The sequence below is a fragment of the Cupriavidus sp. FW305-F7 genome, from assembly GCF_058782875.1.
This window is the reverse complement of record NZ_JBYSYC010000004.1, coordinates 182839-207450: the sequence shown is the minus strand read 5'-3', so window position 1 is coordinate 207450 and position 24612 is coordinate 182839. Positions and strand designations below refer to the sequence as shown.

At 68.3% G+C, this 24612-nt stretch carries 21 protein-coding genes and 1 pseudogene; 12 read left to right on the top strand and 10 right to left on the bottom strand.

Features of this window, described 5'->3' with window-relative positions; all coding sequences use genetic code 11:
- Positions 1-99: 99 nt before the first annotated feature.
- A complete protein-coding gene (locus AC3WL8_RS05795) occupies positions 100-363 on the top strand; it encodes a hypothetical protein (RefSeq protein WP_013952739.1) in 264 nt (87 codons plus the stop codon).
- A 25-nt stretch (positions 364-388) separates the two neighbouring features.
- Here AC3WL8_RS05795 and AC3WL8_RS05790 read toward each other — a convergent pair whose 3' ends face one another.
- Positions 389-1966, bottom strand: coding sequence for a phospholipase D family protein (locus tag AC3WL8_RS05790; protein ID WP_211981213.1), 1578 nt, complete (start codon positions 1964-1966; stop codon positions 389-391).
- Positions 1967-2141: 175 nt separating this feature from the next.
- On the bottom strand, positions 2142-3182 hold the full coding sequence (locus tag AC3WL8_RS05785) for an ABC transporter substrate-binding protein (RefSeq protein WP_013952741.1): 1041 nt from the start codon (positions 3180-3182) through the stop codon (positions 2142-2144).
- Positions 3183-3724: 542 nt separating this feature from the next.
- On the opposite strand from AC3WL8_RS05785, the gene AC3WL8_RS05780 reads away from it, so the two are divergent.
- Entirely contained in the window at positions 3725-4723 is a 999-nt protein-coding gene (locus AC3WL8_RS05780; RefSeq protein ID WP_153953936.1) for an isopenicillin N synthase family dioxygenase, read from the top strand.
- Positions 4724-4798: 75 nt separating this feature from the next.
- Here the strand turns inward: AC3WL8_RS05780 and AC3WL8_RS05775 are convergent, their stop codons facing one another.
- Entirely contained in the window at positions 4799-5383 is a 585-nt protein-coding gene (locus AC3WL8_RS05775) for a superoxide dismutase family protein (RefSeq protein ID WP_492377994.1), read from the bottom strand.
- Between the two features lie 118 nt (positions 5384-5501).
- Positions 5502-6437: a LysR family transcriptional regulator gene (locus AC3WL8_RS05770; RefSeq protein ID WP_041228611.1), complete on the bottom strand. Its 936-nt coding sequence runs from the start codon at positions 6435-6437 to the stop codon at positions 5502-5504.
- Between the two features lie 387 nt (positions 6438-6824).
- Between AC3WL8_RS05770 and AC3WL8_RS05765 the strand changes: the two genes are divergently transcribed.
- The 8 genes and pseudogenes from AC3WL8_RS05765 (at position 6825) to AC3WL8_RS05730 (ending at position 16307) form a co-directional block, all read left to right on the top strand.
- Positions 6825-7790 (top strand): alpha/beta hydrolase, encoded by a 966-nt coding sequence (locus AC3WL8_RS05765; RefSeq protein WP_013952746.1) that lies wholly within the window; start codon positions 6825-6827, stop codon positions 7788-7790.
- A 183-nt stretch (positions 7791-7973) separates the two neighbouring features.
- Positions 7974-9224, top strand: coding sequence for an efflux RND transporter periplasmic adaptor subunit (locus tag AC3WL8_RS05760; RefSeq protein WP_153953933.1), 1251 nt, complete (start codon positions 7974-7976; stop codon positions 9222-9224).
- Positions 9225-9342: 118 nt separating this feature from the next.
- Complete coding sequence (locus tag AC3WL8_RS05755) at positions 9343-12528, top strand: efflux RND transporter permease subunit (protein WP_211981217.1); 3186 nt, start codon at positions 9343-9345, stop codon at positions 12526-12528.
- A gap of 11 nt (positions 12529-12539) precedes the next feature.
- Positions 12540-14072 (top strand): efflux transporter outer membrane subunit, encoded by a 1533-nt coding sequence (locus AC3WL8_RS05750; protein WP_228772381.1) that lies wholly within the window; start codon positions 12540-12542, stop codon positions 14070-14072.
- A 65-nt stretch (positions 14073-14137) separates the two neighbouring features.
- A pseudogene (locus AC3WL8_RS05745) lies at positions 14138-14713 on the top strand (SRPBCC family protein); the annotation flags it as partial.
- A 96-nt stretch (positions 14714-14809) separates the two neighbouring features.
- Positions 14810-15289 (top strand): YbhB/YbcL family Raf kinase inhibitor-like protein, encoded by a 480-nt coding sequence (locus AC3WL8_RS05740; RefSeq protein WP_041228853.1) that lies wholly within the window; start codon positions 14810-14812, stop codon positions 15287-15289.
- A 26-nt stretch (positions 15290-15315) separates the two neighbouring features.
- Positions 15316-15747 (top strand): hypothetical protein, encoded by a 432-nt coding sequence (locus AC3WL8_RS05735; RefSeq protein ID WP_013952751.1) that lies wholly within the window; start codon positions 15316-15318, stop codon positions 15745-15747.
- Positions 15748-15839: 92 nt separating this feature from the next.
- Positions 15840-16307: a DUF2127 domain-containing protein gene (locus tag AC3WL8_RS05730; protein WP_153953931.1), complete on the top strand. Its 468-nt coding sequence runs from the start codon at positions 15840-15842 to the stop codon at positions 16305-16307.
- Here AC3WL8_RS05730 and AC3WL8_RS05725 read toward each other — a convergent pair.
- Positions 16259-18067 (bottom strand): ExeM/NucH family extracellular endonuclease, encoded by a 1809-nt coding sequence (locus AC3WL8_RS05725; protein WP_211981218.1) that lies wholly within the window; start codon positions 18065-18067, stop codon positions 16259-16261. The genes AC3WL8_RS05730 and AC3WL8_RS05725 overlap by 49 nt on opposite strands.
- A 146-nt stretch (positions 18068-18213) precedes the next feature.
- Here AC3WL8_RS05725 and AC3WL8_RS05720 point away from each other — a divergent pair, with 146 nt between their 5' ends.
- Positions 18214-18504, top strand: coding sequence for an antibiotic biosynthesis monooxygenase family protein (locus AC3WL8_RS05720; protein ID WP_041228612.1), 291 nt, complete (start codon positions 18214-18216; stop codon positions 18502-18504).
- A 9-nt stretch (positions 18505-18513) separates the two neighbouring features.
- The gene (locus tag AC3WL8_RS05715) at positions 18514-19152 is read left to right on the top strand and encodes a CDP-alcohol phosphatidyltransferase family protein (RefSeq protein WP_013952755.1); all 639 of its coding nucleotides are present in this window, start codon (positions 18514-18516) and stop codon (positions 19150-19152) included.
- A 13-nt stretch (positions 19153-19165) separates the two neighbouring features.
- Here the strand turns inward: AC3WL8_RS05715 and AC3WL8_RS05710 are convergent, their stop codons facing one another.
- From AC3WL8_RS05710 to AC3WL8_RS05690, 5 genes are read right to left on the bottom strand one after another with little or no spacing between them, the layout of a single operon-like run.
- A complete protein-coding gene (locus tag AC3WL8_RS05710) occupies positions 19166-20659 on the bottom strand; it encodes an N-acyl-D-amino-acid deacylase family protein (RefSeq protein WP_013952756.1) in 1494 nt (497 codons plus the stop codon).
- Between the two features lie 31 nt (positions 20660-20690).
- Positions 20691-21683, bottom strand: a complete 993-nt coding sequence (locus tag AC3WL8_RS05705; RefSeq protein WP_013952757.1) for an ABC transporter ATP-binding protein — start codon at positions 21681-21683, stop codon at positions 20691-20693.
- Positions 21680-22735, bottom strand: a complete 1056-nt coding sequence (locus tag AC3WL8_RS05700) for an ABC transporter ATP-binding protein (RefSeq protein WP_153953929.1) — start codon at positions 22733-22735, stop codon at positions 21680-21682. The genes AC3WL8_RS05705 and AC3WL8_RS05700 overlap by 4 nt, the downstream gene beginning before the upstream one ends.
- Positions 22736-22751: 16 nt before the next feature.
- Positions 22752-23645, bottom strand: a complete 894-nt coding sequence (locus AC3WL8_RS05695; RefSeq protein WP_153953928.1) for an ABC transporter permease — start codon at positions 23643-23645, stop codon at positions 22752-22754.
- A gap of 26 nt (positions 23646-23671) precedes the next feature.
- Complete coding sequence (locus AC3WL8_RS05690) at positions 23672-24607, bottom strand: ABC transporter permease (RefSeq protein ID WP_013952760.1); 936 nt, start codon at positions 24605-24607, stop codon at positions 23672-23674.
- Positions 24608-24612 lie beyond the last annotated feature (5 nt).

The following is a 24612-nucleotide window of genomic DNA, read 5'->3' as shown; positions in this document are numbered from 1 at the left end:
GCCAGCGCCTGGTTGCCTCTCCCGGCAAGCCTGCTACAGTGTCATGGCTGCCCGCATGCGGCGGCCATGACAAAAGAGAGATTGCAGGGGGAGACGGAGATGAACCGCAAAGGCTTGCTGGACGCGGCCACGGCACTGGAAGACCTGGCCGCCGGCCGCACGCCCGAACCCGCGCAGGTGGCCGCCGGCGCCGCCGCGCTGGAAAAAATCCATGCCGATTATCCAGCCTGGCGTGACGTTGGCGATGCCTTGTTTGGCCTTAAGGCGCTTGCCGGCGGCAGCGGCATGGCGCTGGACACCAAGGGGCGCCAGCGCGCCGGCCGGCTGGCCGATGTGGTGCGCAGCCTGCTCGACCAGATCTGACGGGCCGCGCTCCCGGGTACCCGTTCTACAGCATCGACTCGATCGGCAGAATCGACATGAACCAGATGCTTAGCCGGCGCCACCAGCTGGTGTTCGGCTCGGTGTCGTGGCGGATGACTTCATCGTCGCGCCGTTCCAGCCAGTACAGCTTGCCGGTTTCATCTAGCCTGACCTGGTAGGCCGCGCTCGGCACCACGCTGGCAAAGGTGGATTCGATCCGGCCAGCCAGCTCCGGGCTGTCGATGACGAAGCCCAGTTCGGTGTTGATGGTGGCCGAGCGCGGGTCGAAATTGAACGAGCCCACGAAGACCCGGGTGCCGTCGACGGCAAAGGTCTTGGCGTGCAGGCTGGAGCCCGAGCTGCCGAAGGGGCCGGCGCGCTCTTCCTTCTTGCCGGGCGCGGCCGAGCGCCGCAGCTCATACAGGTCCACGCCGGCTTCCAGCAGCGCCTTGCGCCGCTTGGCATAGCCCGAATGCACGGCGGCCACGTCGGTGGCTTCCAGCGCATTGGTCAGCACGCGCACCGCCACGCCGCGCTTTGCCATATCGGCGAAATAGGACGTGCCGCCCGTCGATGGCACGAAGTAGGGCGAGACCAGGTCAAGCTCGCGCTGCGGGTCGCCCAGGATTTCACGCAGCTGGTGCGCCACCATGGTGTCGCGCGACGCCTCGCCGAGCGCCTTGGCGGGGTTGTCGCTGACCATGCGCGTTGTTGCCCACTGGAACTGCAGCGTGCCGTTCAGCATCCGCTGCACGTCGGGCAGGTCGCGCACTGCGGCGAGGTAGGCGGTGGCAGCCGGATTCTGCTCGACGGCGCGGGCATTGCTGGCCAGCGCCTGCAGCCGTTCCACGCTGACGGGCGGCACCAGCCGGTCCACCGGGTAGGCCGACGCACTGGACCAGTAGCGGTCGAAATCGTGCGCCACGTCGCCGGCGGCGGGGCCCACGGCGATCACGTCGAGGTCGGCAAACAGCACGCCATTGGTGGCGCCGAAGTATTCGTCGCCGACATTGCGCCCGCCGATGATGGTGGCGACGCCATCGGCGGTGAAGGACTTGTTGTGCATGCGCCGGTTCAGGCGCCGGAAATCCGTCAGGAAATTGAGCGTCTTGGGGTGGCGGATCACGAACGGGTTGAAGATCCGCACCTCGACCTGCGGATGCGCGTCCATGGCCGCCAGCAATTCGTCCAGGCCGGCGATGCCGTTGTCGTCCAGCAGCAGGCGCACGCGCACGCCGCGGTCGGCGGCTTCATGCAACGTTTCCAGCAACAGGGTGCCGGTCAGGTCGTCGCGCCAGATGTAGTACTGCACGTCGAGCGTGCGCTGCGCGGTGCGTGCCAGATGCACGCGCGCCGCAAAGGCGGCGTAGGCATTCTCGAGCGGATGGATGCCGCTCAGGCCCGGATGGCGCGTCACTTCGCCGGCCACCGCCTGGCCCAGCGGCGTGGCCTGGGATTCGGCAGGCGTAAGCGCAGAGGATTCAGTGCGGTGATCCAGCGGCGGCAAGGCGCAGCCGCCGAGCAGGGCAGCGCAGCACAGCAGCAGCGAATTGGCGCGCAGGCGGCGGTGGGGGGCGAACGCGGCGTCTGTCGGCGATGGCATGACGGGTCCTTGCGGACCCCTCGCGGGGTCCTGATCGTTACGGCAATTCCGTCATGTTGCCATGCCGCGCGGGCGGCGGGCTTAATTACGCACCGGGAGCGTGAAGTGGCGGGGCGCCACCGGGCTCCGGCGCATCGCTCAGGCCAGGGACGGGATAGACACGGGCGTGCTCTCCTTACGCCTTGAGGCGGCGGTCCGACGGCGCGGGCAGGAACTGGTCAGTCCAGATGTCCGCCACCGTCAGCGGCGCCTTGATGCCGAAGGCGCCGACGGTTTCATCCAGCGTTGCCTGCAGCCGTGCCGGCGTGGCCGCGCCCCAGCCGTCGCGCCGGGTGTCGGGCGTCTTCATGGTGCCGTCGACGATCAGGCGCAGGCGCTCCGTCTCCAGCGCCTGGTCGGCCAGCGGCTCACGCGCCTTGACCGCGGCACCGCCCGCGGCGGGATCGGCAATGGCGTCGAGCCAGCCGCGGGTCGAGGCCTTGACGAAGGCCTTCATCACCTCCGGATCGGATGTCATGCTCTTGCGGTTGGCCACCAGCCCGTTGCCGTAGGACTTCATGCCATAGTCCGAGAAGCGGAACACCGTGATCTTCTCTGGCCCCATGCCGCGCGCCTTCAGGTTCAGCAGGCCGGTGAAGAAAAAATAGGCGGCGGCATCGAAGTCGCCCTTGACGAAGCGCGTGTCGCCGATATCGGGCGTGACGCTCTCCCACTTCACGCCGCCGGGGTCGAAGCCCTGCGCCCTGGCGAAGACAGGGAACAGCTTGCGCGAGGCATTGAACGGCTGGCCCAGGATGGACTTGCCGGCCAGGTCCGCGGGCCTGACGATGCCGCTGCCCTTGCGCACCAGGATCGCGTTCGGATTCAGGTCGTACTGGATGGCCACCGCCTTGAGCGCGGCGGACGGGTTGGTGGTGTTGAATTCGATCATCGCCGCCAGGTCGGCCGAGGCGCAGTCATAGGCGCCGCCCGCGACCAGGCTGATGGCCGAAGCCGAGCCGTTGCCAGTATCGATGGTGACGTCGAGCCCGGCGTCCTTGTAGTAGCCGCGCTGGTGCGCCAGCAGGAACCCCGCGCCCGAGGCTTCCACCTTCCAGCCGAGATTGAACTTGAACTTCTGCAGCGAGCCCGCCGCGCGGACATGGGGCACCGCGAACGGGGCGGCGGCAAGCAGGGCGGTGGCGCCAGTGGCGCGCAGGAAGGAACGGCGACGCATGTCTTTCTCCGGAACGAATGTCACTGGACGATGCGTGCGCGGGCGGCTGGCGCGGGTGCAGAAGGAGAGCGTGGCCTCCCGAGACGCCGGCACCACGCCGCGCCGGCATGCGGCCAGGGCATGCGCGGGGACCGTGCACATCATCGGGAGCAATTTCCGGGCGGCGTGCCGCTGAACGCTTCTACTCCGTTGCGGTTTCAGCAGGATCCGTGCCGGGCGCTGCGCGGCGCCATGCACCAAGCCGTTGCCCGGCATGCGCCATCACAGCGCAATCCCCGGCGCAATGCTGCGATCCCGGTGCAAAACCCCTGGCCCGGAACCTGCATAACCTCAGGCAAGAGTAGAAGCGTTCACCATCCCCGCGGCGCGTCGCAGACGCACGCCGGATGGCCGGGAATTGCTCTTGAAGTCCGTGCCCCTCGCCATCGCGCAGGCTGGCACAGGCGACCTCAGGAGCGCGTTGTCCCGGCGTGCGTTGCCATGGGTGGTCTGCCTGTGCCGGCGAGGGGCCAATCCCTGACCCGCATTGCACAAGGAACACCATGAGCCAACCAGACACCGCCTACGCCCTGGCCGAACTCCACCGCGAATCGCGCATGGGCGCGTTCGGTTCGGAAACCCGCCAGCGCGAGATCCGCCGCATCGACCTGTCCGACTACGCGCGGCGCAAGGCGCAAATCGCCGATGAACTGTGGAAGGCATCGGTCGACGTCGGCTTCTTCCAGATCGCCAACCACGGCATCGACCTGGCCAGGGTGCGCGAAGCCTTCGCCATGACCGAGCACTTCTTCGCGCTGCCCGACGCCGTCAAGGCGCAATACCCGCTGCAGAAGGCCAACAACGCCGGCTGGGAAAGCCGCGCGCAGGTGCGCCCCTCGACCGGCACCCCGGACCAGAAGGAGTCCTACCAGATCACGCGCCCGCATATGGCCGGGCTGTGGCCCGGCGATGACGAACTGGAAGGCTTCCGCGCCACCATGCTTGCCTTCGAGGCGCAATGCTGGGAGGTGGGCATGAAGGTGCTGTCGTGCTTTGCCGGCAAGCTCGGCTTTGCCAGCGACTTCTTCACGCAGGCGCACGATCCGCGGGCGCCGGACTACCAGAGCACGCTACGGCTGCTGCACTACTACGCGATCCCGCCCGAACTGCGCGACAAGCTGGACCTCTGGCGCGCCGGCGCGCATACGGATTTCGATTGCCTGACGCTGCTGTTCCAGCGCCCCGGCCAGGGCGGCCTGCAGGTCTGCCCCGGCAAGGAGATGGAGGCGCAGGCATGGACCCCGATCGAGCCGGACGAGGAAGTCATCACCTGCAATATCGGCGACATGCTGATGCGCTGGAGCGACGACCGGCTGCCGTCGAACTTCCACCGCGTGCGCAATCCCGCGCCGGATGAATACATGGGTCCGCGCTACAGCATGGCGTTCTTCTGCCAGGCCAACCGCAGTGCGATGATCGAAGGGCCCGGCGGCAAGTATCCGCCGATCAGCGCGGGGGATTACCTGCGGCAGCGGGTGAATGCGAATTTCAAGGGGTATTGAGGCAGCGAGTGATTGTCGCTGCCGAGGGAGAACACCGGCGGGCTTGTCAAAGCCCGCCGGCCGTTTGTGACGCGATCACGAAGCCGCCACCACGCCGCAAGCAATCCGCCCGCCCGCATTCCCGGTCGGCTGCGTCTTGTAGTCGTCCGGGTCCTTGTGTACCACCACCGCGCGGCCGATCACGCCGTTGGCGCCCGTGCCAACGGTCAGGTCCGGCAGCAGCATGCTGACGCGCACGTTGCCGTTGGCGTCCGCGGTGACGTTGTTCATGTCGCCGGCGTGGTGGTCGGGCATGGTCATCTGGCCGTGGGGCTTGCCGGTCGGGTTGAAGTGGCCGCCCGCGCTCATCGCGTCAGGCGCCGAGCAGTCGCCCTTCTCATGGACGTGGAAGCCGTGCACCGAGCTGGGCGGCAGGCCGGTGATCGCCGCGGTCATCATCACGCCGCCCGGCTGCTGCTGGAAGTTCACGGTGCCGGCGGTATTGGTGCCGCTCTTGGGCTGGAGCGTGGCCGTCGCCCTAGCGCTGGCGCTGGCGCTGGTGCTGGTGCTGGCGCCGGACGCGCTGGCTGCAGACGAGGAGGTCTTGCCGGAGCCGGCGCAGCCGGCCAGTGCAATGGTCGCTGCAATGCAGGCCGCCAGGGGGGTAAGCACTTGTTTCATCGGACTCCTCTTCTTGTCGTGATTTCGGAAAAAACAGTATAGGCTGGCCGGCGCCAGGCCGATTTCCGGTTTTGTCCTACATACCGCACTAGACTGCGGCCACTAGCCTATCACGCCATCAGGCCGCGACCGCCAGCCGCTGCTGTGCCGCACCAAAGTGCGGGTGGCGCGAGAACAGGTCCGCTGCCCAGTTGACGAACACCCGCACCTTGGCCGACAGGTGCCGGTTCTGCGGATACATCGCCGAGATCGGCAGTTCTTCGGTCTGCCAGTCGGTCATGATCTCCACCAGCCGGCCGCTGGCCACATAGGGCTCGGCCATGGCGCGCGAGACCCGTGCCACGCCGTGGCCTTCCAGCGCGCAGCCCATGTAGACATCGGCATCGTTGGTGGAAATGGCCGATGGCAGCAACACCTCGCTGCGCTCCATGCCGCGCGCCATGGGCCACGGCATCTCACGGCCGGTGCGGTTGGACAGGAAATTGACCGCCTTGTGCTGGGCCAGCTCGGCCAGGTCGTGTGGGGTGCCGAAGCGGTTCAGGTAGATCGGCGAGGCGTAGAACGCCAGTTGCACATGGCCGATGCGGCGGGCCACCATGGATTCCTCGACCGGCGTGCCCACGCGCAGCACCACGTCCACGCCTTCCTGCAGCAGGTCGATCGGCTTGCCGTTGATGGTCAGGTTCAGCTTCAGGTCCGGGTAGGCCTGGAAGAATTCATGCAGGTGGGGCACCAGCACCAGCTGCGCCAGCCCCGCGGTGGTGTCCACCGACAGCGTGCCGCGCGGCGAGTTATTCTGCCGCGTCAGCGACTGCTCGGCCTCCTCGACATCGGCCAGGATGCGCACGCACCGTTCGTAATAGGCCGCGCCGTCGTTGGTCACGCTGATGCGGCGCGTGGTCCGGTGCAGCAGCTTGACGCCCAGGTGGGTTTCCAGGTTCTGGATCAGGCGGGTCAGCGTGGCCTTGGGCAAGTCCATCGATTCCGCGGCGCGCGCAAAGCTGCCGACGTCCACGACCCGGGTGAATGCCTGCATTGATACGAGACGGTCCATGATGAGGTTCCGACGATAGATCCGAACGGCGTGCCGCGCGCGCTCGTGACGCACGTGGCCATGCTGGTTGTTGTTGTGGGGAGTCTGCGGGCTGGCTGGTACTGGGACTGCGCGCTGGCTGGGCGCGGGTTCCGGCATGGATTCTGATCGGGCGCGCACCGGCCTGGCAGACCGCCACGCGTGCCGAGAGCCGCAGTGAATCACAAAATCCAAGACCTTGTCATGCGTGGGGATATGCCGTTTCAGTGGCATGACGAGGCGGTTTGAGATTATTCCAATCCCGGAACAGTGCATTGGCGATCTCTCGCTTTATCCCATCCTCGTCAATCACCATAATCCGTTGCATCGCAACACTCAAGCGCATTGTTTCTTTCGTGCGCCAATGCCATGTCCCAGAAGCCAGGCCAACGCCCTGATGCAGCCAGCGCCGCCACTGCCCCCACGGCAGCCGGGCAGGGGCAGGCGCGCGTGGCCGAGCATACGGTGACCAGCGACGGGCGCGAGATCCTGGTGCGGGTGTGCTACCCGGCGGGCTATCCGGCGCCGGGTGCCGAGGGCGCGCCCCTGCTGCCCTGGCTGGTGTACCTGCATGCCGGCGGCTTTGTCGAAGGCGGCCTGGAACACGCATGCAAGCTGGTGCAGGACCTGGCCACCACGGTGCCGGCGGTGGTGGTAACGCCGGCGTATTCGCTGGCGCCGGACCATCCGTTCCCGGCGGCGCCGGAGGACGCGCACAGCACGGTGCAGTGGGTGCTGCGCAATGCCCGGCGCCTGAAGCTGGACAAGACCCGCTTTGCGCTGGTGGGCGAGGAGGCCGGGGGCAACCTGGCGATCGCGCTGGCGCAGATGCTGCGCGACCGCGGCACCGCGCAACCGCGCGGGCAATGGCTGATCCGCCCGGTGACGGACCCGTGCCTGCAGCATGCCTCTTGCGCGGGGTTCGACGGCGGGCAGGTGCCGATGGACACCCTGCGGCGCTTGGCCGACAACTATCGCGACTACCTGCCGACGCCGGCGGATACGGTGCATCCGTATGCCGCCCCGGCGCTGGCCTCGCGCCTGGCCGGGCTGCCGCCCACGCTGGTCCAGGTGGCTGAATACGACGCGCTGCGTGCCGAGGGCGAAGCCTTCGCCGGGCGCCTGGCCAAGGCCGGTGTGCCGGCCCAGGCCATGATCATGCCCGGCGCCTGCGGCGACGGCGTGGAAGAGGCCCATGACAGCTGTCAGGCATGGGTCGACGAAGGTGCGCGGTTCCTGCGGCGATGTCTGGCCGCGGCCGACGATACCTCATCCCTGACTGAACGCCGCGCTGACGCCAACGCCAGCCGGCCTGGAGCCAAGCCCGCCGGCTGAGCCGCTCCAGACAACCGCCAGCCGGCTCTGTTTCGGCCAGAGCCAGGACCGCCGCAATACGCAAGCGGTCCTAAGTCCGACCATCAGTTTGGCCATGGTTCCGGTCAGCCCACGCGGACCGGCAGGCGGCGTTCGGCCATTTGCTTTTCCGGTTGAAGAAAACCCGATCCAGGAGTTTGAGAAATGCAGCAGCAGAAACGACGTACCCTGATTGCCCTCGCCATCGTCTTGGTGCTGGGCGCCGGCGTGGCCGGCTCGATCCTGCGCCCGTGGCATAGCGGTGAAGCTCATGCCAACACCCCGCCGCCCGCGCCGGCGATTGAAGTGGCCGCTGTGGTCGGCCAGACCATCACCGAGTGGGACGAGTTCTCCGGACGGATCGAGGCCGTGGAGCGCGTAGAGATCCGTCCGCGCGTCGGCGGCACCATTGACGCCGTGCACTTCCGCGAAGGCGCGCTGGTGAAGAAGGGTGATCCGCTCTTCACCATTGACCCGCGTCCTTATGCCGCGGAAGTCGCCCGTGCCGACGCCGCGCTGGCCGCGGCGCAGGTGCGCGCCGCCCACGCGCAGAGCGAACAGACGCGCGCCCAGCGGCTGCTGGATGACAACGCCATCTCGAAGCGCGAGTTCGACGAGCGCATCAACGCGGCCCGCGAAACCGGTGCCAACGTGCGCGCCGCGCAGGCGCAGCTGGAAACCGCACGCCTGAACCTGGCCTACACTCGCATCACCGCGCCGGTGGCCGGGCGCGTGTCGCGCGCCGAGATCACCGTCGGCAACCTGGTGGCACCGGGCGCGGCCTCGCCGGCGCTGACCACGGTGGTATCGGTGTCGCCGGTCTATGCCAGCTTCGAGATCGACGAGCAGAGCTACCTGCGCTACACCGCGCCGGGTGCCGGCGGTGGCCAGCCCAACCTGCCGGTCTACCTGGGCCTGGCCAACGAGGACGGCAATCCGCATGAGGGCAAGATCCAGTCGGTCGACAACCGCCTGGACCCGCGCAGCGGCACCATCCGCGTACGCGCGGTGTTCCAGAACGAAGACGGACGCCTGCTGCCGGGCCTGTACGCCAAGGTCAAGCTGGGCGGCGGCGCGCCGCATGCGGCGGTGCTGGTCAATGACCGCGCCGTCGGCACCGACCAGGGCAAGAAGTTCGTGCTGGTGGTCGACAAGACCAACAAGCTGGTCTACCGCGAAGTGGAACTGGGGCCCAACCATGACGGCCTGCGCGTGGTGCGCAAGGGCCTGAAGCCGGGCGAGACCATCGTCGTCAATGGCCTGCAGCGCGTGCGCCCGGGCGACACGGTCCAGCCCAAGCCGGTGGCCATGGCCTTCCGCAGCGAACTGGAACCGCGCGGCACCACGCCCGACCGCAAGCAGGCCGCCAGCGGCAAGGCCAGTGCCGAAGGCGACGACGGCAAGCCCGTGATCTGATCCCCGGACCCGAGCAACCAGCACAGCCAGACAACTCCAGCGCTCCCCGTGATGTGGATGGCGCCCGCTTCGGCGGGCCGCCAGGGGAGCCGCTACGCCAACGCAGGCAGAGACCAAGATGAATCTCTCTAAATTCTTTATCGACCGCCCCATCTTCGCGGGGGTGCTGTCGGTGCTGATCTTCCTGATTGGCGCCATATCGATGTTCAAGTTACCGATCTCGGAGTACCCGGAAGTGGTGCCGCCGTCGGTGGTGGTGCGTGCGCAGTTTCCGGGCGCCAACCCCAAGGTGATTGCCGAGACGGTGGCTTCGCCGCTGGAAGAGCAGATCAACGGCGTCGAGGACATGCTGTACATGTCTTCGCAGTCCAACAGCGACGGCCTGCTCACGCTGACCGTGACCTTCAAGCTGGGCACCGATCCGGACAAGGCCCAGCAGCTGGTGCAGAACCGCGTCTCGCAGGCCGAGCCGCGCCTGCCGGAAGACGTGCGCCGGCTGGGCATCACCACGGTCAAGAGCTCGCCGGACCTGACCATGGTGGTCCACCTGGTCTCGCCCAACGACCGCTATGACATGACCTACCTGCGCAATTACGCGGTGATCAACGTCAAGGACCGGCTGGCGCGCCTGCAGGGCGTGGGCCAGGTGCAGCTGTTCGGCTCAGGCGACTACGCCATGCGCGTGTGGCTGAACCCCGAGAAGATGGCCGAGCGCCAGCTTGCCACCAGCGACGTGGTCAAGGCCATCCGCGAGCAGAACGTGCAGGTGGCGGCCGGCGTGATCGGCCAGTCGCCGGCGCTGCCGGGCGCGGACCTGCAGCTGTCGGTCAATGCGCAGGGCCGCCTGAGCACGGTGGAGGAGTTCGGCGACATCGTCGTGCGCACTTCCGCCGACGGTGCCGTCACCTACCTGAAGGACGTTGCCCGCATCGAGCTGGGCGCGTCGGAATACGCGCTGCGCTCGCTGCTGGACAACAAGCCGGCGGTGGCCATCCCCATCTTCCAGGCGCCGGGCTCCAACGCCATCCAGATCTCCGATGACGTGCGCAAGACCATGGAGGAGCTGAAGCAGAACTTCCCGGACGGCATCGACTACAGCATCGTCTACGACCCCACGCAGTTCGTGCGCCACTCGATCGAGGCAGTGACGCATACGCTGTTCGAGGCCATCGCGCTGGTGGTGCTGGTGGTGATCCTGTTCCTGCAGACCTGGCGCGCGTCGATCATCCCGCTGCTGGCGGTGCCGGTGTCGATCGTAGGTACCTTCGGGCTGATGCATGCGTTCGGCTTTTCGATCAACGCGCTGTCGCTGTTCGGGCTGGTGCTGGCGATTGGTATCGTCGTCGATGACGCGATCGTGGTGGTGGAAAACGTCGAGCGCAATATCGAAGAGGGGCTGACGCCGAAGGAGGCCACCTACAAGGCCATGCGCGAAGTCAGCGGCCCCATCATCGCCATCGCGCTGACGCTGATCGCCGTGTTCGTGCCGTTGGCCTTCATGACGGGCCTGACCGGCCAGTTCTACAAGCAGTTCGCGCTGACCATCTCGATCTCGACCATCATCTCGGCGTTCAACTCGCTGACGCTGTCGCCGGCGCTGTCGGCACTGCTGCTCAAGGGCCATGACGCGCCCAAGGACTGGCTGTCGCGCTGGATGGACCGCGTGTTCGGCGGCTTCTTCAAGCGCTTCAACCGCTTCTTCGGCCGCAGCGCTGAAAGCTATGGCCGTGGCGTGAAGGGCGTGATCCGCCGCAAGGGCTCGGTATTCGGGGTCTACGCGGTGATGCTGGTGCTGACCTGGGGCGTGTTCCAGCTGGTGCCCAAGGGCTTTGTGCCGGCGCAGGACAAGCAGTACCTGGTGGGCTTTGCCAAGCTGCCGGACGGCGCCACGCTGGACCGCACCGAGGACGTGATCCGCAAGATGAGCGACATCGCGCTCAAGCATCCGGGCGTGGAATCGGCGGTGGCCTTCCCGGGCCTGTCGATCAACGGCTTCACCAACAGCCCGAGTGCCGGCATCGTGTTCGCCACGCTCAAGCCGTTCGAGGAGCGCAAGACCAAGGAACTGTCCGGCGCGGCGATTGCGGCCGACCTGAACCAGAAGTACGCGGCCGTCCAGGATGCCTTTATCGCGGTGTTCCCGCCGCCGCCCGTGCAGGGCCTGGGCACCATCGGCGGCTTCAAGCTGATGATCGAGGACCGTGCCGCGCTGGGCTATGACGCGCTGTTCGAGGCCACCAACGCGTTTGCCAACAAGGCGCGCGCCACGCCCGAGCTGAGCGGCATCTTCAGCAACTACCAGGTCAACGTGCCGCAGCTCGACGTCAAGCTGGACCGCGTCAAGGCCAAGCAGCTGGGCGTGCCGGTGACCGAGGTGTTCGACACGCTGCAGACCTACCTGGGCTCGGCCTATGTCAACGACTTCAACAAGTTCGGCCGGACCTACCAGGTCAAGGTGCAGGCAGACGCGCCGTTCCGCGCCCATGCCGAGGACATCCTGCAGCTGAAGACGCGCAACGCCGCCGGCGACATGGTGCCGCTGTCGTCGCTGGTGCAGGTCAAGCAAGGCTTTGGTCCGGACAGCGTGGTGCGCTACAACGGCTTTACCGCCGCCGACATGAACGGCGGGCCCGCGCCCGGGTTCTCGTCGGGCCAGGCCCAGGCCGCGGCCGAGCGCATTGCCGCCGAGACGCTGCCCAAGGGCATGAAGTTCGAATGGACCGAGCTGACCTACCAGGACATCCTGGCCGGCAATGCGGGGGTGTGGATCTTCCCGCTGTGCGTGCTGCTGGTGTTCCTGGTGCTGGCTGCCCAGTATGAAAGCCTGACGCTGCCGCTGGCGGTGATCCTGATCGTGCCGATGAGCCTGCTGGCGGCGATGACCGGGGTGTGGCTCACGCGTGGGGACAACAACATCTTCACGCAGATCGGCTTCATCGTGCTGGTCGGCTTGTCAGCGAAGAACGCGATTCTGATCGTGGAGTTTGCGCGCGAGCTGGAGCATCACGGCCGCACCGTGGTGCAGGCCGCGATCGAAGCCAGCCGCCTGCGCCTGCGCCCGATCCTGATGACCTCGTTCGCTTTCATCATGGGGGTGGTGCCGCTGGTGATCTCCACCGGCGCCGGCTCCGAGATGCGCCATGCCATGGGCGTGGCAGTGTTCGCGGGCATGCTCGGCGTGACCTTCTTCGGGCTGTTCCTGACGCCGGTGTTCTATGTGGCGCTGCGCCTGCTGGCCACGCGCGGCCAGCGCCGCGCGGCTACGCAAGAGCAAAGCGCGCAACTGACTGCATCGGCTGAATAATGGTGATCAACATGAATGCCCCTGCATTTTCGACAACAAATTGGCTGCCTAAGCTGGCGACACTGGCGGCAGCGCTAGTCCTTGCGGGTTGCTCGCTGGCCCCGACTTACAAAGTGCCCGAAACGGCCACCGTGCCGGCCTTCAAGGAGGCCGAGGCCGCCCAGGCCGAAGGCGCGCAATGGAAGACCGCGACGCCGGCCGAAGGCCAGCATCGCGGCGAATGGTGGAAGATCTTCGGCGATGCCGAACTGGACCGCCTGATCGACGCGGCTGGCAGCTCCAACCAGGATCTGGCGATTGCCGCTGCCCGCCTGAAGCAGGCACGCGCCTTCACGGGTGCCACTGAGGCGGACCTCTACCCGCAACTGAGCGTCGGGCTGGACCCGACGCGCAGCCAGCCGTCGGCGGCCTCGCAGGGTCTGCCCGACGGCACGCGGGTCTCGCCGCAGACGGTGCTGAAGGCACGCGCCTTCGCCAGCTATGAGCTTGACCTGTTCGGCCGTGTCGCGTCCAGCGTCAATGCCGCCCGCGCCGAAGGCGAGGCCGCGGAGGACCTGTATCGGTCGGTGCAGCTGGCGCTGCAGGCCGACGTGGCGCAGGCGTACTTTGCGCTGCGCACGCTGGACAGCGAGCGCGACCTGCTCAACGCCACCATCAGGCTGCGCGAGGATGCGCTGTCGCTGCTGAAGAAGCGCTATGACGCCGGTGAAACCACCGACCTCGATCCCGCCCGTGCCGAAGCTGAACTCGGCACCGCGCGCGCGGACCTGGCCGGCATCGAGCGCCGCCGCGCCAACCAGGAGCATGCGCTGGCGGTGCTGACCGGCGTGCCGCCGGCGGCATTCTCGCTGCCGGCGCGCCCGTTCGACGCCGCGCCGATCGCGGTTCCCGCCGGGCTGCCGTCCGAACTGCTGGAGCGGCGCCCCGACATCGCCGCGGCGGAACGCCAGATGGCCGCGGCCAACGCGCGCATCGGCGTTGCCAAGGCGGCGTTCTTCCCGCGCATCACGCTGACCGGGCTGTTCGGCTTTGAATCGGCGGACCTGTCGAACCTGTTCAAGTGGTCGTCGCGCACCTGGATGCTGGGGCCGCTGATCGGCTCCACCATCGCACAGACCGTGTTCGATGGCGGCCGCAACAGCGCCAACCTCGCCGGTGCCCGTGCCGCGCATGAGGAAACCGTGGCCGGCTACCGGCAGACCGTGCTGGTGGCGTTCCGCGAGGTGGAAGACAGCCTGGCGGACGTGCGCTGGCTCAGCCAGCAGGCCGGCGCGCTGGACGGCGCACTTGGCGGCGCCCGGCGCGCAGCGCGGATCTCGCGCAGCCGCTATGACGCCGGCGCGGTCGATTACCTGACGGTGATCGATGCCGACCGCACCGTGCTGCAGTCGCAGCGCGAGGCCAACCAGGTGGCCGGCCTGCGCGCTGCCGCAACGGTGTCGCTGATCCGCCGGCTGGGCGGCGGCTGGGGCCCGCTGCCGGAGACGGTGGCGGCCGTGCCGGCGCCGGCGGCCGAGGGCGCGCCGGCCTCACAGGCCCGCTAAGCCGCGCGGGACTGGCGCGATGCTTCCCAGTCACTACACTGGAAGCATCGCGCCATGCGTACGGGATGCACGGGTGCGCCCCGGATGCGTCCTGTCCCGCCGCCATGCTTGTTCGACACAGGAAACCGTTCTGGGGACTGATCTTCGCCGCGATCACCGTGGGCATGCTGCTGGCGCCGCTGCCCTGGTCCGACCGCACCGCCATCCATGACGAGGTGGTGATTGCCCGCCCGGCGGCCCAGGTGTTCGACTACGTGTCGACGCCGCGGCACTGGCCGGAATGGCATCCGGCCTCGCTTGGGGTGGCGGGAGCGACCGACCATCCGCTGGGGCAGGGCGAGCGCGTGACCGAGACCTTCATGGTCGCGCAGCGCGGTGGCGCGGTGGTCTGGACCGTTATCGAAAGCCAGCGGCCGCGCACGTGGTCGATCGAGGGCGTGGCCGACGGGCGCAGGGTCGGCACCATCACCTACCGGCTTACGCCCGCCATGACGCCGTCGCTGACCCCATCGGCCGAACGCACGCGCATCGAGCGGGAATTCCGCTACCGGTCGCCTACGCTGCTCTTTGCGCTGATCAACCGCCTGATGTTGCGCGAGCGCGTCCAGGCCGAGTCCACCGTAGCCGTGCGCCGGCTCAAGGCGCTGCTGGAGGCGCCCGCTGCTGCCATCGCCTTGCGCGAGGCACCGATCCGGCCTAAGTTGGAGCCATCCCTCAATGCGTCCAGCGAGGCCCGTATGCCGTTCCAGCTGCAATCGACCGCATTCGCCCCGGGTGGCGAGATCCCCGCAGAGCACACCTGCGAAGGCGCCGATATTTCCCCGCCGCTTGCCTGGACCGGCCTGCCGCCCGGCACGGCCAGCCTGGCGCTGATCGTCGACGATCCCGATGCCCCCGATCCCGCCGCGCCGAAAATGACATGGGTCCACTGGCTGCTCTACAACCTGCCGGCCCATGCCGAGGCGCTGCCGGGGGACATCGGCAAGGCCGGGCTGCCCGCCGGCACGCGCGACGGGCTGAACGACTGGCACCGCGCCGGCTATGGCGGCCCATGCCCGCCGATCGGCCGGCACCGCTACTTCTTCAAGCTCTATGCGCTGAACGCGGCGTTGCCGGACCTGGGGATGCCTGACAAGGCGGCGCTGGAGCGGGCGATGCGGGGCCATATCCTGGCCACCGCAGAGTTGATCGGCACTTACCAGAAGCTGCAGCGCTAGGACGCGGTGCGGCCGGAGGCTACATCATGTCGCACCGAATGCTTCGCCTCGATGCCCGTGGGCCGTGGTGGCGGCTGGCGGCTGTCGTGGCGCTGGCACTGCTGGCCGTGGCCGGCCCGCTTCGCGCCCAGCCACATGAATCCGGCCCGATCACCATCGGCGGTTCGGCGCAGGTGCAGGGGCCGCTGACCGTGCACGGCAAGCTGGTTGTCGCCGGACACGTCTATGCCAGCGGTCCGCTCACCGCGGCGTACTTCACCGGACCCGCCAGCGCGCGCGGGCTGCCGTACGGCGGCGGCTATCTCAAGGTCTTCAACGGCCCGGTGACGGTGCATGGCGACATGGTGGTCAGGGGCGATCTGAGCGTGGCCGGCCCGCTGACCGTGGACGGCCCCATTGCCGCCAGCGGCGGCATCGATGCCGACGGGCCGATGCGCGAGCGCGAATACGGACGCTGAAAGCGCGCACCGGCGCCATGCAGGCTGCGGCATTGCCTGCCAGTGTTGCACAATACCGGCTTTGCAATTCTTGCATCGACCGGGGACACCGCATGGCAAAGCAGGGCGCACTGGGCCTGAGGGGCATCGCATTGTTTGAAGCCGCCAAGGGCTTGCTGGTGATCGTGGCCGGCCTGGGCCTGGCTGCACTGCTGCACCGCGACGCCCAGGCGCTGGCGGAAGCCATCATCCAGCGCATTCACGTCAACCCGGCCAGCCGCTATCCCACCATCTTCCTGTCCTTGCTTGCGCATCCCGACAACGCGCGCCTGTGGGCCATCGGCGGCTCTGCCGCGGTCTATGCGCTGATGCGCTTTGCCGAAGCGTACGGGCTCTGGCGCGGGCTTGCATGGGGCAACTGGATCGGGGTGTGGTCTGGCGGCATCTACATTCCGCTGGAACTGTACGAGGCCCTGGTCCACCCCAGCTGGCTGCATGGCACGCTGGCGGCAGCCAACCTGCTGGTGGTGCTTTACCTGGCGCGGGGGCTGCTGGCGAAGTCGACCACCAAGGGGTCGTGATCTGACGAACGGTAGGGGTCGGGCGCGTAGTGGCCCGGCACCGCAGGCGCACCCGGCGCCGGGGCGTAGGAGAAGGCCGGGGGCTCGTCGGCATTGATATGCCAGGCATGCACGGCGATGACATGCCGGGCCGCGACGGCATCGGCAAGCACATGATCGAGATAGCCGGCCTGGCCATTGTAGACGTAGCTGTAGGCCGGCTTGCCGGCGAATTCCGCAACCATGTCGGCGTAGCCGTGGCGCGCCAGCACGCGCACGGGGTCTTCCATCGCATAGCTGTTCAGGTCGCCGATCACCAGCACGCCCGCGCCGGGCACGCCCGTCGGCGTCGCGCCCAGCCATTCGGCCAGCGCGTGGGCGGCCTGCACGCGCGCGGGATTCCAGCAACCCTGGCCATCGCCCTGGTCGGCCTGCGTGCCGGTGGCTTCGGTGCACGTCTTGGATTTGAAATGATTGACCACGACCGTGACCGGCGCGCCGCCAGCTGTCGCGCGGAAGGTGCCGGCCAGCGGCTGGCGGCTGCGCTCGCCCAGCCAGGTGGTGGCCGCACGCCCGGCGGGCACGGCGGTGCGGGCGTTGTACAGCAGGCCGACCGCAATGGCATCGCTGCCAAGCGCCGGCGTGCCGGCGTCGAGCACGCGCCAGTCCGGCCCGAGCCGCGTGGCCAGTTGGCGGATTGCGCTGTACTGGCCGTAGCCGTCGTTTTCTGCCTCCATCACGCCGATCACGTCCGCATCCAGCCCCCTCAGCGCGGCGAGCAGCTTGGCTTGCTGGCGCGCCAGCGCCTCGGCGCCCTGCGCGCCGCGGTTGCCGGGGGCATCGAAGCCGCCGCCCTGGCCGTCACCGTTGAAGTAGTTCTGCAGATTGAAGGCGGCCACGCGCAGCGTGGTGGCCGGATGTCTTGACGGCGCGCCGCGGCGCGGGTTGGTGGCCTGGAACACCGGCGCGCTCGCACCGGGCACCGGCTGCACGCGCCACTGCCCGTGGCGTTTTTCCAGCACCCCCTGGACGCCGCTGACCGTGTCCCCGGCACGCACCGGATGGTCCGCGGCCAGGCGCGGTGGCGGGTAGGGCACCGCGGCGGGATACTGGCGCGTCGAGCCATCGTCAAGCAACAGCCGGTTGCGGGCGTTGGCGGCGGCGGCTTGCCTGGCGGCCGTGCCCGGCAGTGCCTGTTGCGTCGGTGCGATGGGCCGGCCGTCGCTCAGCGCCAAGGTGCCATAGCGACCAAGTTCATGGGTGTCGGCAACCGTCAGCGTCTGCGGCAGGCGCACCAGCATGCCTTCACGCGCGGCAAGACCGGATTCGCCGGCGACCGGCAAGGTCACCGTCTGCGGCGTCACCGCCATGCCGCGCGCGCACACCGCCTGCGGGCCGGACAGCACCAGCTGCGTCTGCCCGAATTTCTCTTCGACCCTTCCGGACACGCGCACCATGTCGCCGGCGCGTGCCGTGGTGCGTGGCGCATAGACGAACAGGCCTTCCGACACGCCGGGCCGGTGCAGGCGTTGCGCGTCCGCGGTCTGCAGGAAGAAACCGCGCAGGCCGCCATCGCCGCTGAAGTCCGCGGTGACGACGGCCTCTACCTCCACCACGCTGCCCGCGAGCGGTGACGTCGCGGCAGCACTCTGGATCTCGGCAATCGGCGTCGCAGGCGTGCCGCATGGCTGCGATGCAGCATGCGCGCCCGCCATGCAGGTCAAGGCGAGGGCGGGCAATACGGCCCGGGCGAGGTGGCGCTTGCGCAGGGACAATCGCATGGCGTTATCGGCAGGTAGTGGCAGGGTGGACGATGCTAACCGCCGCGTGTAACGGAATGCTTGCAGCAGGCACGCGGGCCCGCGATCGTGCTAAGGTAGCAGACACCCGCCGGTGCGCCGGCTTCTACTCCATTGGTAAAACCACCATGATCAAGGAAATCGCACAACTCACCATCAAGCCCGGCATGGACAAGCAGCTGGAGCAGGGCGTGAGCCAGGCCACGCCGCTGTTCCTGCGCTCGCGCGGCTGCCACGGCGTGCAGCTGTTCCGCTCGATCGAGCAGCCGGAACACTACACGCTGGTGGTGGAATGGGAGACGGTGGAAGACCACATGGTCCATTTCCGCGAGTCGCCCGAGTTCCAGCAATGGCGAGCCCTGGTGGGCGAAACCTTTGCCGCGCCGCCGAACGTGCATCACGTGGCCAAGGTCCTGTAAGCGCGCACCATGAGCACCCGGCCGGAACGTCCCCGCCATTTCTCGATGCTGCGCGAGCTGCAGCTGGCCGATGTCTTTACGCTGGGCAACGCGGCCTGCGGCATGGGGTCGGTGTTCTTCGCCATGTTCTACGTGGCCGACCAGCAGCTGTCGCATTTCTTCACGGCGGCGGCGCTGGCGCCGCTGGCCTTTATCTTCGATGTGCTGGACGGCCGCATCGCGCGCTGGCGCCATGCGCATTCTGCGCTGGGGCGCGAGCTGGATTCGCTGGCCGACGTGATCTCGTTCGGCGTCGGGCCGGCCACGCTGGCCTTTGCCGCCGGCATGCGCGGCGGCTGGGACCTGGCCGTGCTGATCTACTTTGTCTGCTGCGGCGTGAGCCGGCTGGCGCGCTTCAACGTCACCGCCGAATCGCTGGCCGAGGGCAGCGACAGCGGCAAGGTGGCCTACTTCGAAGGCACGCCGATCCCGACCAGCGTGCTGCTGACCGCGGTGCTGGCATGGTGCGCCTGGCAAGGCCAGCTGGGCGGCGAGCTGCCGGGCGGCGCGTGGGTGCTGGGACCCACGGTGCTGCATCCGCTGGTGCTGCTGTTCGCGCTGTCGGGCACGCTGATGGTCAGCAAGACGCTGCGCATTCCCAAGTTCTGATCCGCCGGGGGCCTCAGGCAGGCACCGCGTTTCCCGCCTCAGGGCCTGCTGGCCGCGTGATGACCTGCCCGTTGCGCGACCCGCTGTGCGCGCCGTGCTGCCAGGTAATGGCGCCGTTGACGATCACGGTGTCGATGCCTTCGGCTGGCCGGGTGGGGGTCTCGTAACTGGCGGCATCGCGCACGTTGGCCGCATCGAAAACGACGATGTCGGCATGGTGGCCCACGGAGAGCGTACCGCGCCGGTGCAGGCCGAAGTTGCGCGCCGTCAGCCCGGTCATTTTCCAGACCGCCGTCTCCAGCGGGAACAGGCCGACCTCGCGGCAGTAGTGCCCCAGTACGCGCGGGAAGGTGCCCCACAGGCGCGGATGCGGGCTGGTGCCGACGGGGATGCCGTCTGAGCCGATCATGGTTTCGTCGAAGGCAAGGATGCGCTGGACGTCGTCCTCGTCCATCTGGAAGTAGATCGCGGTGCCCGGCTGCAGGCGGCGCGCGGCTTCTTCCTTGGGCACGCCCCATTCCCTGGCGATGTCGTCGAGGTCGCGGCCCGCGCATTCGGGGTGCGGCTGGCTGGCGGCGATCAGCACCCGGCCGTCGAGCATGCCGCGGTCGGTGCGGATCATGGTGGAGCCGGCCGTGTACGGGTAGCAGTCGAGCGACACGCACTGGTGCTTCATGGCCTCGCGGATAAAGGGCAGGGTTACCTGGCTCATGCCAAAGTTGGCCTGCCTCTGCACCTTGTGGTGCGACACCACCACCGGCACGTCGAGCTCGCGGCCGATGCGGAAGGTCTCGTCGAGCGAGGCCATGACGTGGTCGGACTCGTCGCGCATATGCGTGACGTAGAGTGCCTTGCGGGCACTGAGCGGCCGGCAGACTTCAATGATCTCCTCGGTCGTCGCCATGGCGGCGGGCGGGTAGAAGGTGCCGGTCGACAGGCCGATCGCGCCGGCTTGCATGGCCTCCTCGACCAGCGCCTGCATGGCGGCGATCTCTTTGGCATCGGCTGGCCGGTCCAGCGCCGCCATGGTGACCGCGCGCAAGGTGGAATGCCCGACCATGGCGGCTACATTGACCGAGCTCGGCATGGTACGCAGCGCGTCGAGGTAGGCGGCGAAGGTGGTGAAGCGGCCTTGCTCCGGTGTGTCGATCAGGCTCAGCGGCATCGGCAAATCCATGTCGGCACGCAGCGGCGCGGCGCTGATGCCGCAGTTGCCGGCGATCACGGTGGTGACGCCCTGCGAGACCTTGAACGGCATGTTGGGTTGCGACAGCACCGCCTGGTCATCATGCGTGTGCGCGTCGATAAAGCCTGGGGCGACGATCAGGCCCGTTGCATCCAGCACCCGGTCGGCCGTGTGCCCGCCGAGGTCGCCGATCGCCGCGATGCAGCCGTCGCGCACGCCGATATCGGCGCTGAAGCGAGGTGCCTTGCTGCCGTCGATCACGGTGCCGCCGGCGATCAGCAGGTCATAGTGCGTGGCGTGTGCAGAGGTGGGGTCGGACATGGGATTCCTTTCCTGGACTGGAGCGTATCGGTCAGCGGAAATGGCAGGCCACCAGGTGGATGCCGGTGGCGGAGGGACGTTCGGTCAGCAAGGGGGCCTGCTCCTTGCAGCGGGCTTGCGCATGCGGGCAGCGCGTGTGGAAGCGGCAGCCCGCCGGCGGATTGGCCGGGCTGGGCGGATCGCCCTGCAGCAGCAGGCGCCGGGCGGGCTTGCGCGGGTCGGGCACCGGCACGGCGGACAGCAGGATCTCCGTATAGGGGTGGCGCGGCGCCGAGAACAAGGTGTCGCGGTCGGCCAGTTCGACGATCTGGCCGAGGTACATCACGGCGACCCGGTGGCTGATATGGCGTACCACGGCCAGGTCGTGCGCGACGAACAGGTAGGCGATGCCGAACTCGGCCTGCAGGTCCATCAGCAGGTTGACCACCTGCGCCTGGACGGAGACATCGAGCGCAGATACCGGCTCGTCGCAGACGATGAGCTTTGGGTTCAGTGCCAACGCGCGCGCGATGCCCAGCCGCTGGCGCTGGCCGCCGGAGAACTCGTGCGGGAACTTGCGCACGGCTTCGGGCCGCAGGCCGACCTTGCTGAACAGCCATTGCACGCGCTCGTTACGCTCGGCACGCGACTGCAGGCCGAAGTTGCGCAGCGGCTCGCCCACGATCTCGCCCGCCGTCAGCCGCGGGCTGAGCGAGGCATAGGGGTCCTGGAAGATGATCTGCAGGTCGCGCCGGCGCTGCCGCATGGCGCTTGCCGGCAGGCCCAGCAGTTCCTCGCCGTCGAGCTGCACCGAGCCTGAAGTCGGCTCGATCAGGCGCAGCACCGACTTGGCAGTGGTGGTCTTGCCGCAGCCGGATTCGCCGACCAGCGAGAGCGTCTCGCCGCGCTCCACGGTGAAGGACACGCCGTCCACAGCCTGGATCGGAGGCCTGCCCGGTGCCAGCCAGCGCCGCGGTGCGAGGTAGTGTTTCTTCAGGCAGTCGACCTTGAGCAGGGGCGTTGGCGTGGCGGAGGTCGTGATCATGCGATGGCTTCCTGGGCTTGTGGGTTGCATTCGATGCGGCCTTCCTCGACGGCGAAGCAGGCCACCGCATGGTCGCCGCCGTGGCGTGTGAGCTGCGGCAGCTCGCGCGCGCAGCGCGCGTTGGCATGCGTGCAGCGTGCCGCGAAGGCACAGCCGCGGCGCGCTTCCTGTGGCGATGGCACCAGGCCGGGGATCTCGGCCAGGCGCCGGCTGCGGGTGTTCATCGATGGCATTGATGCCATCAATGCGCGGGTGTAGGGGTGCAGCGGGCGGTCGAACAGCTCAGTGACGCTGGCTTCCTCGACCTTGAGCCCGGCGTACATCACGATCACGCGGTCGCAGCATTCGGCCACCACGCCCAGGTCGTGCGTGATCATCACCACGCCCATGCCCAGTTCCTGCTGCAGGCGGCGGATCAGGTCCAGGATCTGCGCCTGGATGGTCACATCGAGCGCCGTGGTGGGTTCGTCGGCAATCAGCACCTCGGGATTGCAGGCCAGCGCCAGCGCGATCATCACACGCTGGCGCATGCCGCCCGAAAGCTGGTGCGGGTACTCGTTGACGCGGCGTTCGGGCTCGGGGATCTGCACCAGCCGCAGCATTTCCACTGCGCGCCGGAGCGCGACGGCGCGGCTCGCGCCCTGGTGCAGTTGCACGGTTTCGGCAATCTGGCGGCCAATCGTCAGCACCGGGTTCAGCGAGGTCATCGGCTCCTGGAAGATCATCGAGACGCGATTGCCGCGGATGCGGCGCATCTCGCGTTCGCTGAGCTGCAACAGGTCCGTGCCGCGCAGCCGCACAGCGCCGCGGATGCGTGCCGGCGGCGTGGGCAGCAGCCGCATGATGGACAGCGCTGTCACGCTCTTGCCGCAGCCTGACTCGCCCACCACGCCCAGCGTCTGGCCGGCGCGCACGGTGTACGAGACGCCGTTGACCGAGCGGGCCGGCCCGGTGAGCGTGTCGAAATGCGTATGGAGATCCTCCACTTCGAGCAGCGGCTCGCCCGTGGCCGGCGTAACGTGGGACAGCGCGCGCGACATCGTGATGGTCATGGTTGCGCTCCCGGATTCAGAGTTGCCGCGCCAGGCGCGGATCCAGCGCGTCGCGCAGGCCGTCGCCGAGCAGGTTGATGGCCAACACCGTCGCGGCCAGCAGGATGCCCGGGTACAGGATGATGTGGAAGGCCACGGCCACGAAATTGCGCCCCTCGGCCATCATGTTGCCCCAGCTCGGCATCTGGGCGGGCACGCCGACGCCGAGGAAAGACAGCGCGGCTTCCGTGAGCACGGCAGTGGCGGCCACGAAAGTAGCCTGAACGATCAGCGGCGCCACCATATTAGGCACCACGTGGCGCACCAGGATCACCGGCAGGCGGGTGCCGACCGCATGCGCCGCCTCGACGTAGAGCTGCTCGCGCAGGGTCAGCGCCAGCGAGCGCACCAGCCGCACCACGCGCGGCACCTCGGGTATGGCGATGGCGATGATCACCGCGCTCAGGCTGGCCTGCGTAACGGCCATCAGCGCAATCGCCAGCAGGATGCCCGGGATTGCCATCAGGCCGTCCATCACGCGCATCACCAGGGAGTCCGCCCGGCGCACGAAGCCTGCGACCAGGCCCAGCAGCACGCCGGACACGGTTGCGAGCAGCCCGACCGACAGACCGACGATCATGGATACGCGGCCGCCCCAGACCGCGCGGCTGAACACGTCGCGGCCCAGCGCGTCGGTACCGAACCAGTGCTCGGCCGATGGCGGCTGCATGCGCGCCAGCGGGTCGATGTCCTGCGGGTCGATGGTGGCAATCCAGGGCGCGCCGAGGGAGAGCACGGCGATCACCGCCAGCAGCAGCGCGCCCAGGATCAACGTGGGGTGCTTGCGCGCCCAGTGCCAGCGCGGCAGCACGAAAGGCGCATCGTCGGGTGCCGGTACGGCAGGTTCGGTCGCGGGCAGGGAAGTGGTCATGTCAGCAGGTCTCGCGGCGAAAGCCATCAGTACTTGATCCGCGGATCGAACAGCCGGTAGCTGAGGTCGATCATCAGGTTGATCAGCACGTAGACCCCGGCGGAGACCAGCAGCACGCTCTGGATCACCGGGTAGTCGTGGCGCTGCACCGAGTCGACCACCAGGCGGCCGACACCCGGGATCGCAAACACGGTCTCGGTCACGACCACGCCGCCGATCAGCAGCGCGATGCCCATGCCGACGGTGGTGGCGATCGGGATCGCCGCGTTGCGCAGCGCGTGGCCCAGCACCGGCAGCACGCCCAGGCCCTTGGCGCGCGCCGTGCGGATGTAGTCCTCGTGCAGGACTTCCAGCACGGTAGCGCGCGTCATGCGCGTCACCAGCGCGATATAGACCAGCGCCAGGTTGACGCAGGGCAGCACCAGGCTGCGCAGCCATGCGCCAGCGCCGTCGGCGAGGCGCGCATAGCCCTGTACCGGGAACCAAGGCAACTGGATGGCAAAGGCGTAGACCAGCAGGTAGCCCACCAGGAACACCGGCAGCGAGAATGCCAGCACCGCGAACAGCATCACCAGCCGGTCGACCCAGCTGCCGGCGCGGTATGCGGCCAGCGTTCCCAGTGGCACCGCGACCAGCAAGGTCAGCAGCATGGTCAGCGCGGCGACGGAGACGGTCGGCTCCAGCCTCTGTGCCAGCAACCGGGCCACCGGCACCTGGGTGAAGATGGAGGTGCCGAGGTCGCCGGTGGCGAGCCGGCCAAGCCACAGCAAAAACTGCCGCCACAACGGCTGGTCCAGCCCCAGTACGCCGCGCAGCCTGGCGATGTCGTCAACGGTCGCGAGGTCGCCTGCGATCAGCGCCGCCGGATCGCCCGGCGACAAGTGGATCAGCAGGAAGACCACCACGGCCACCACTGCCATCACAGGCAGCGTCGCGGCCAGGCGTCGGAGCAGGTAGCCCATTGTCG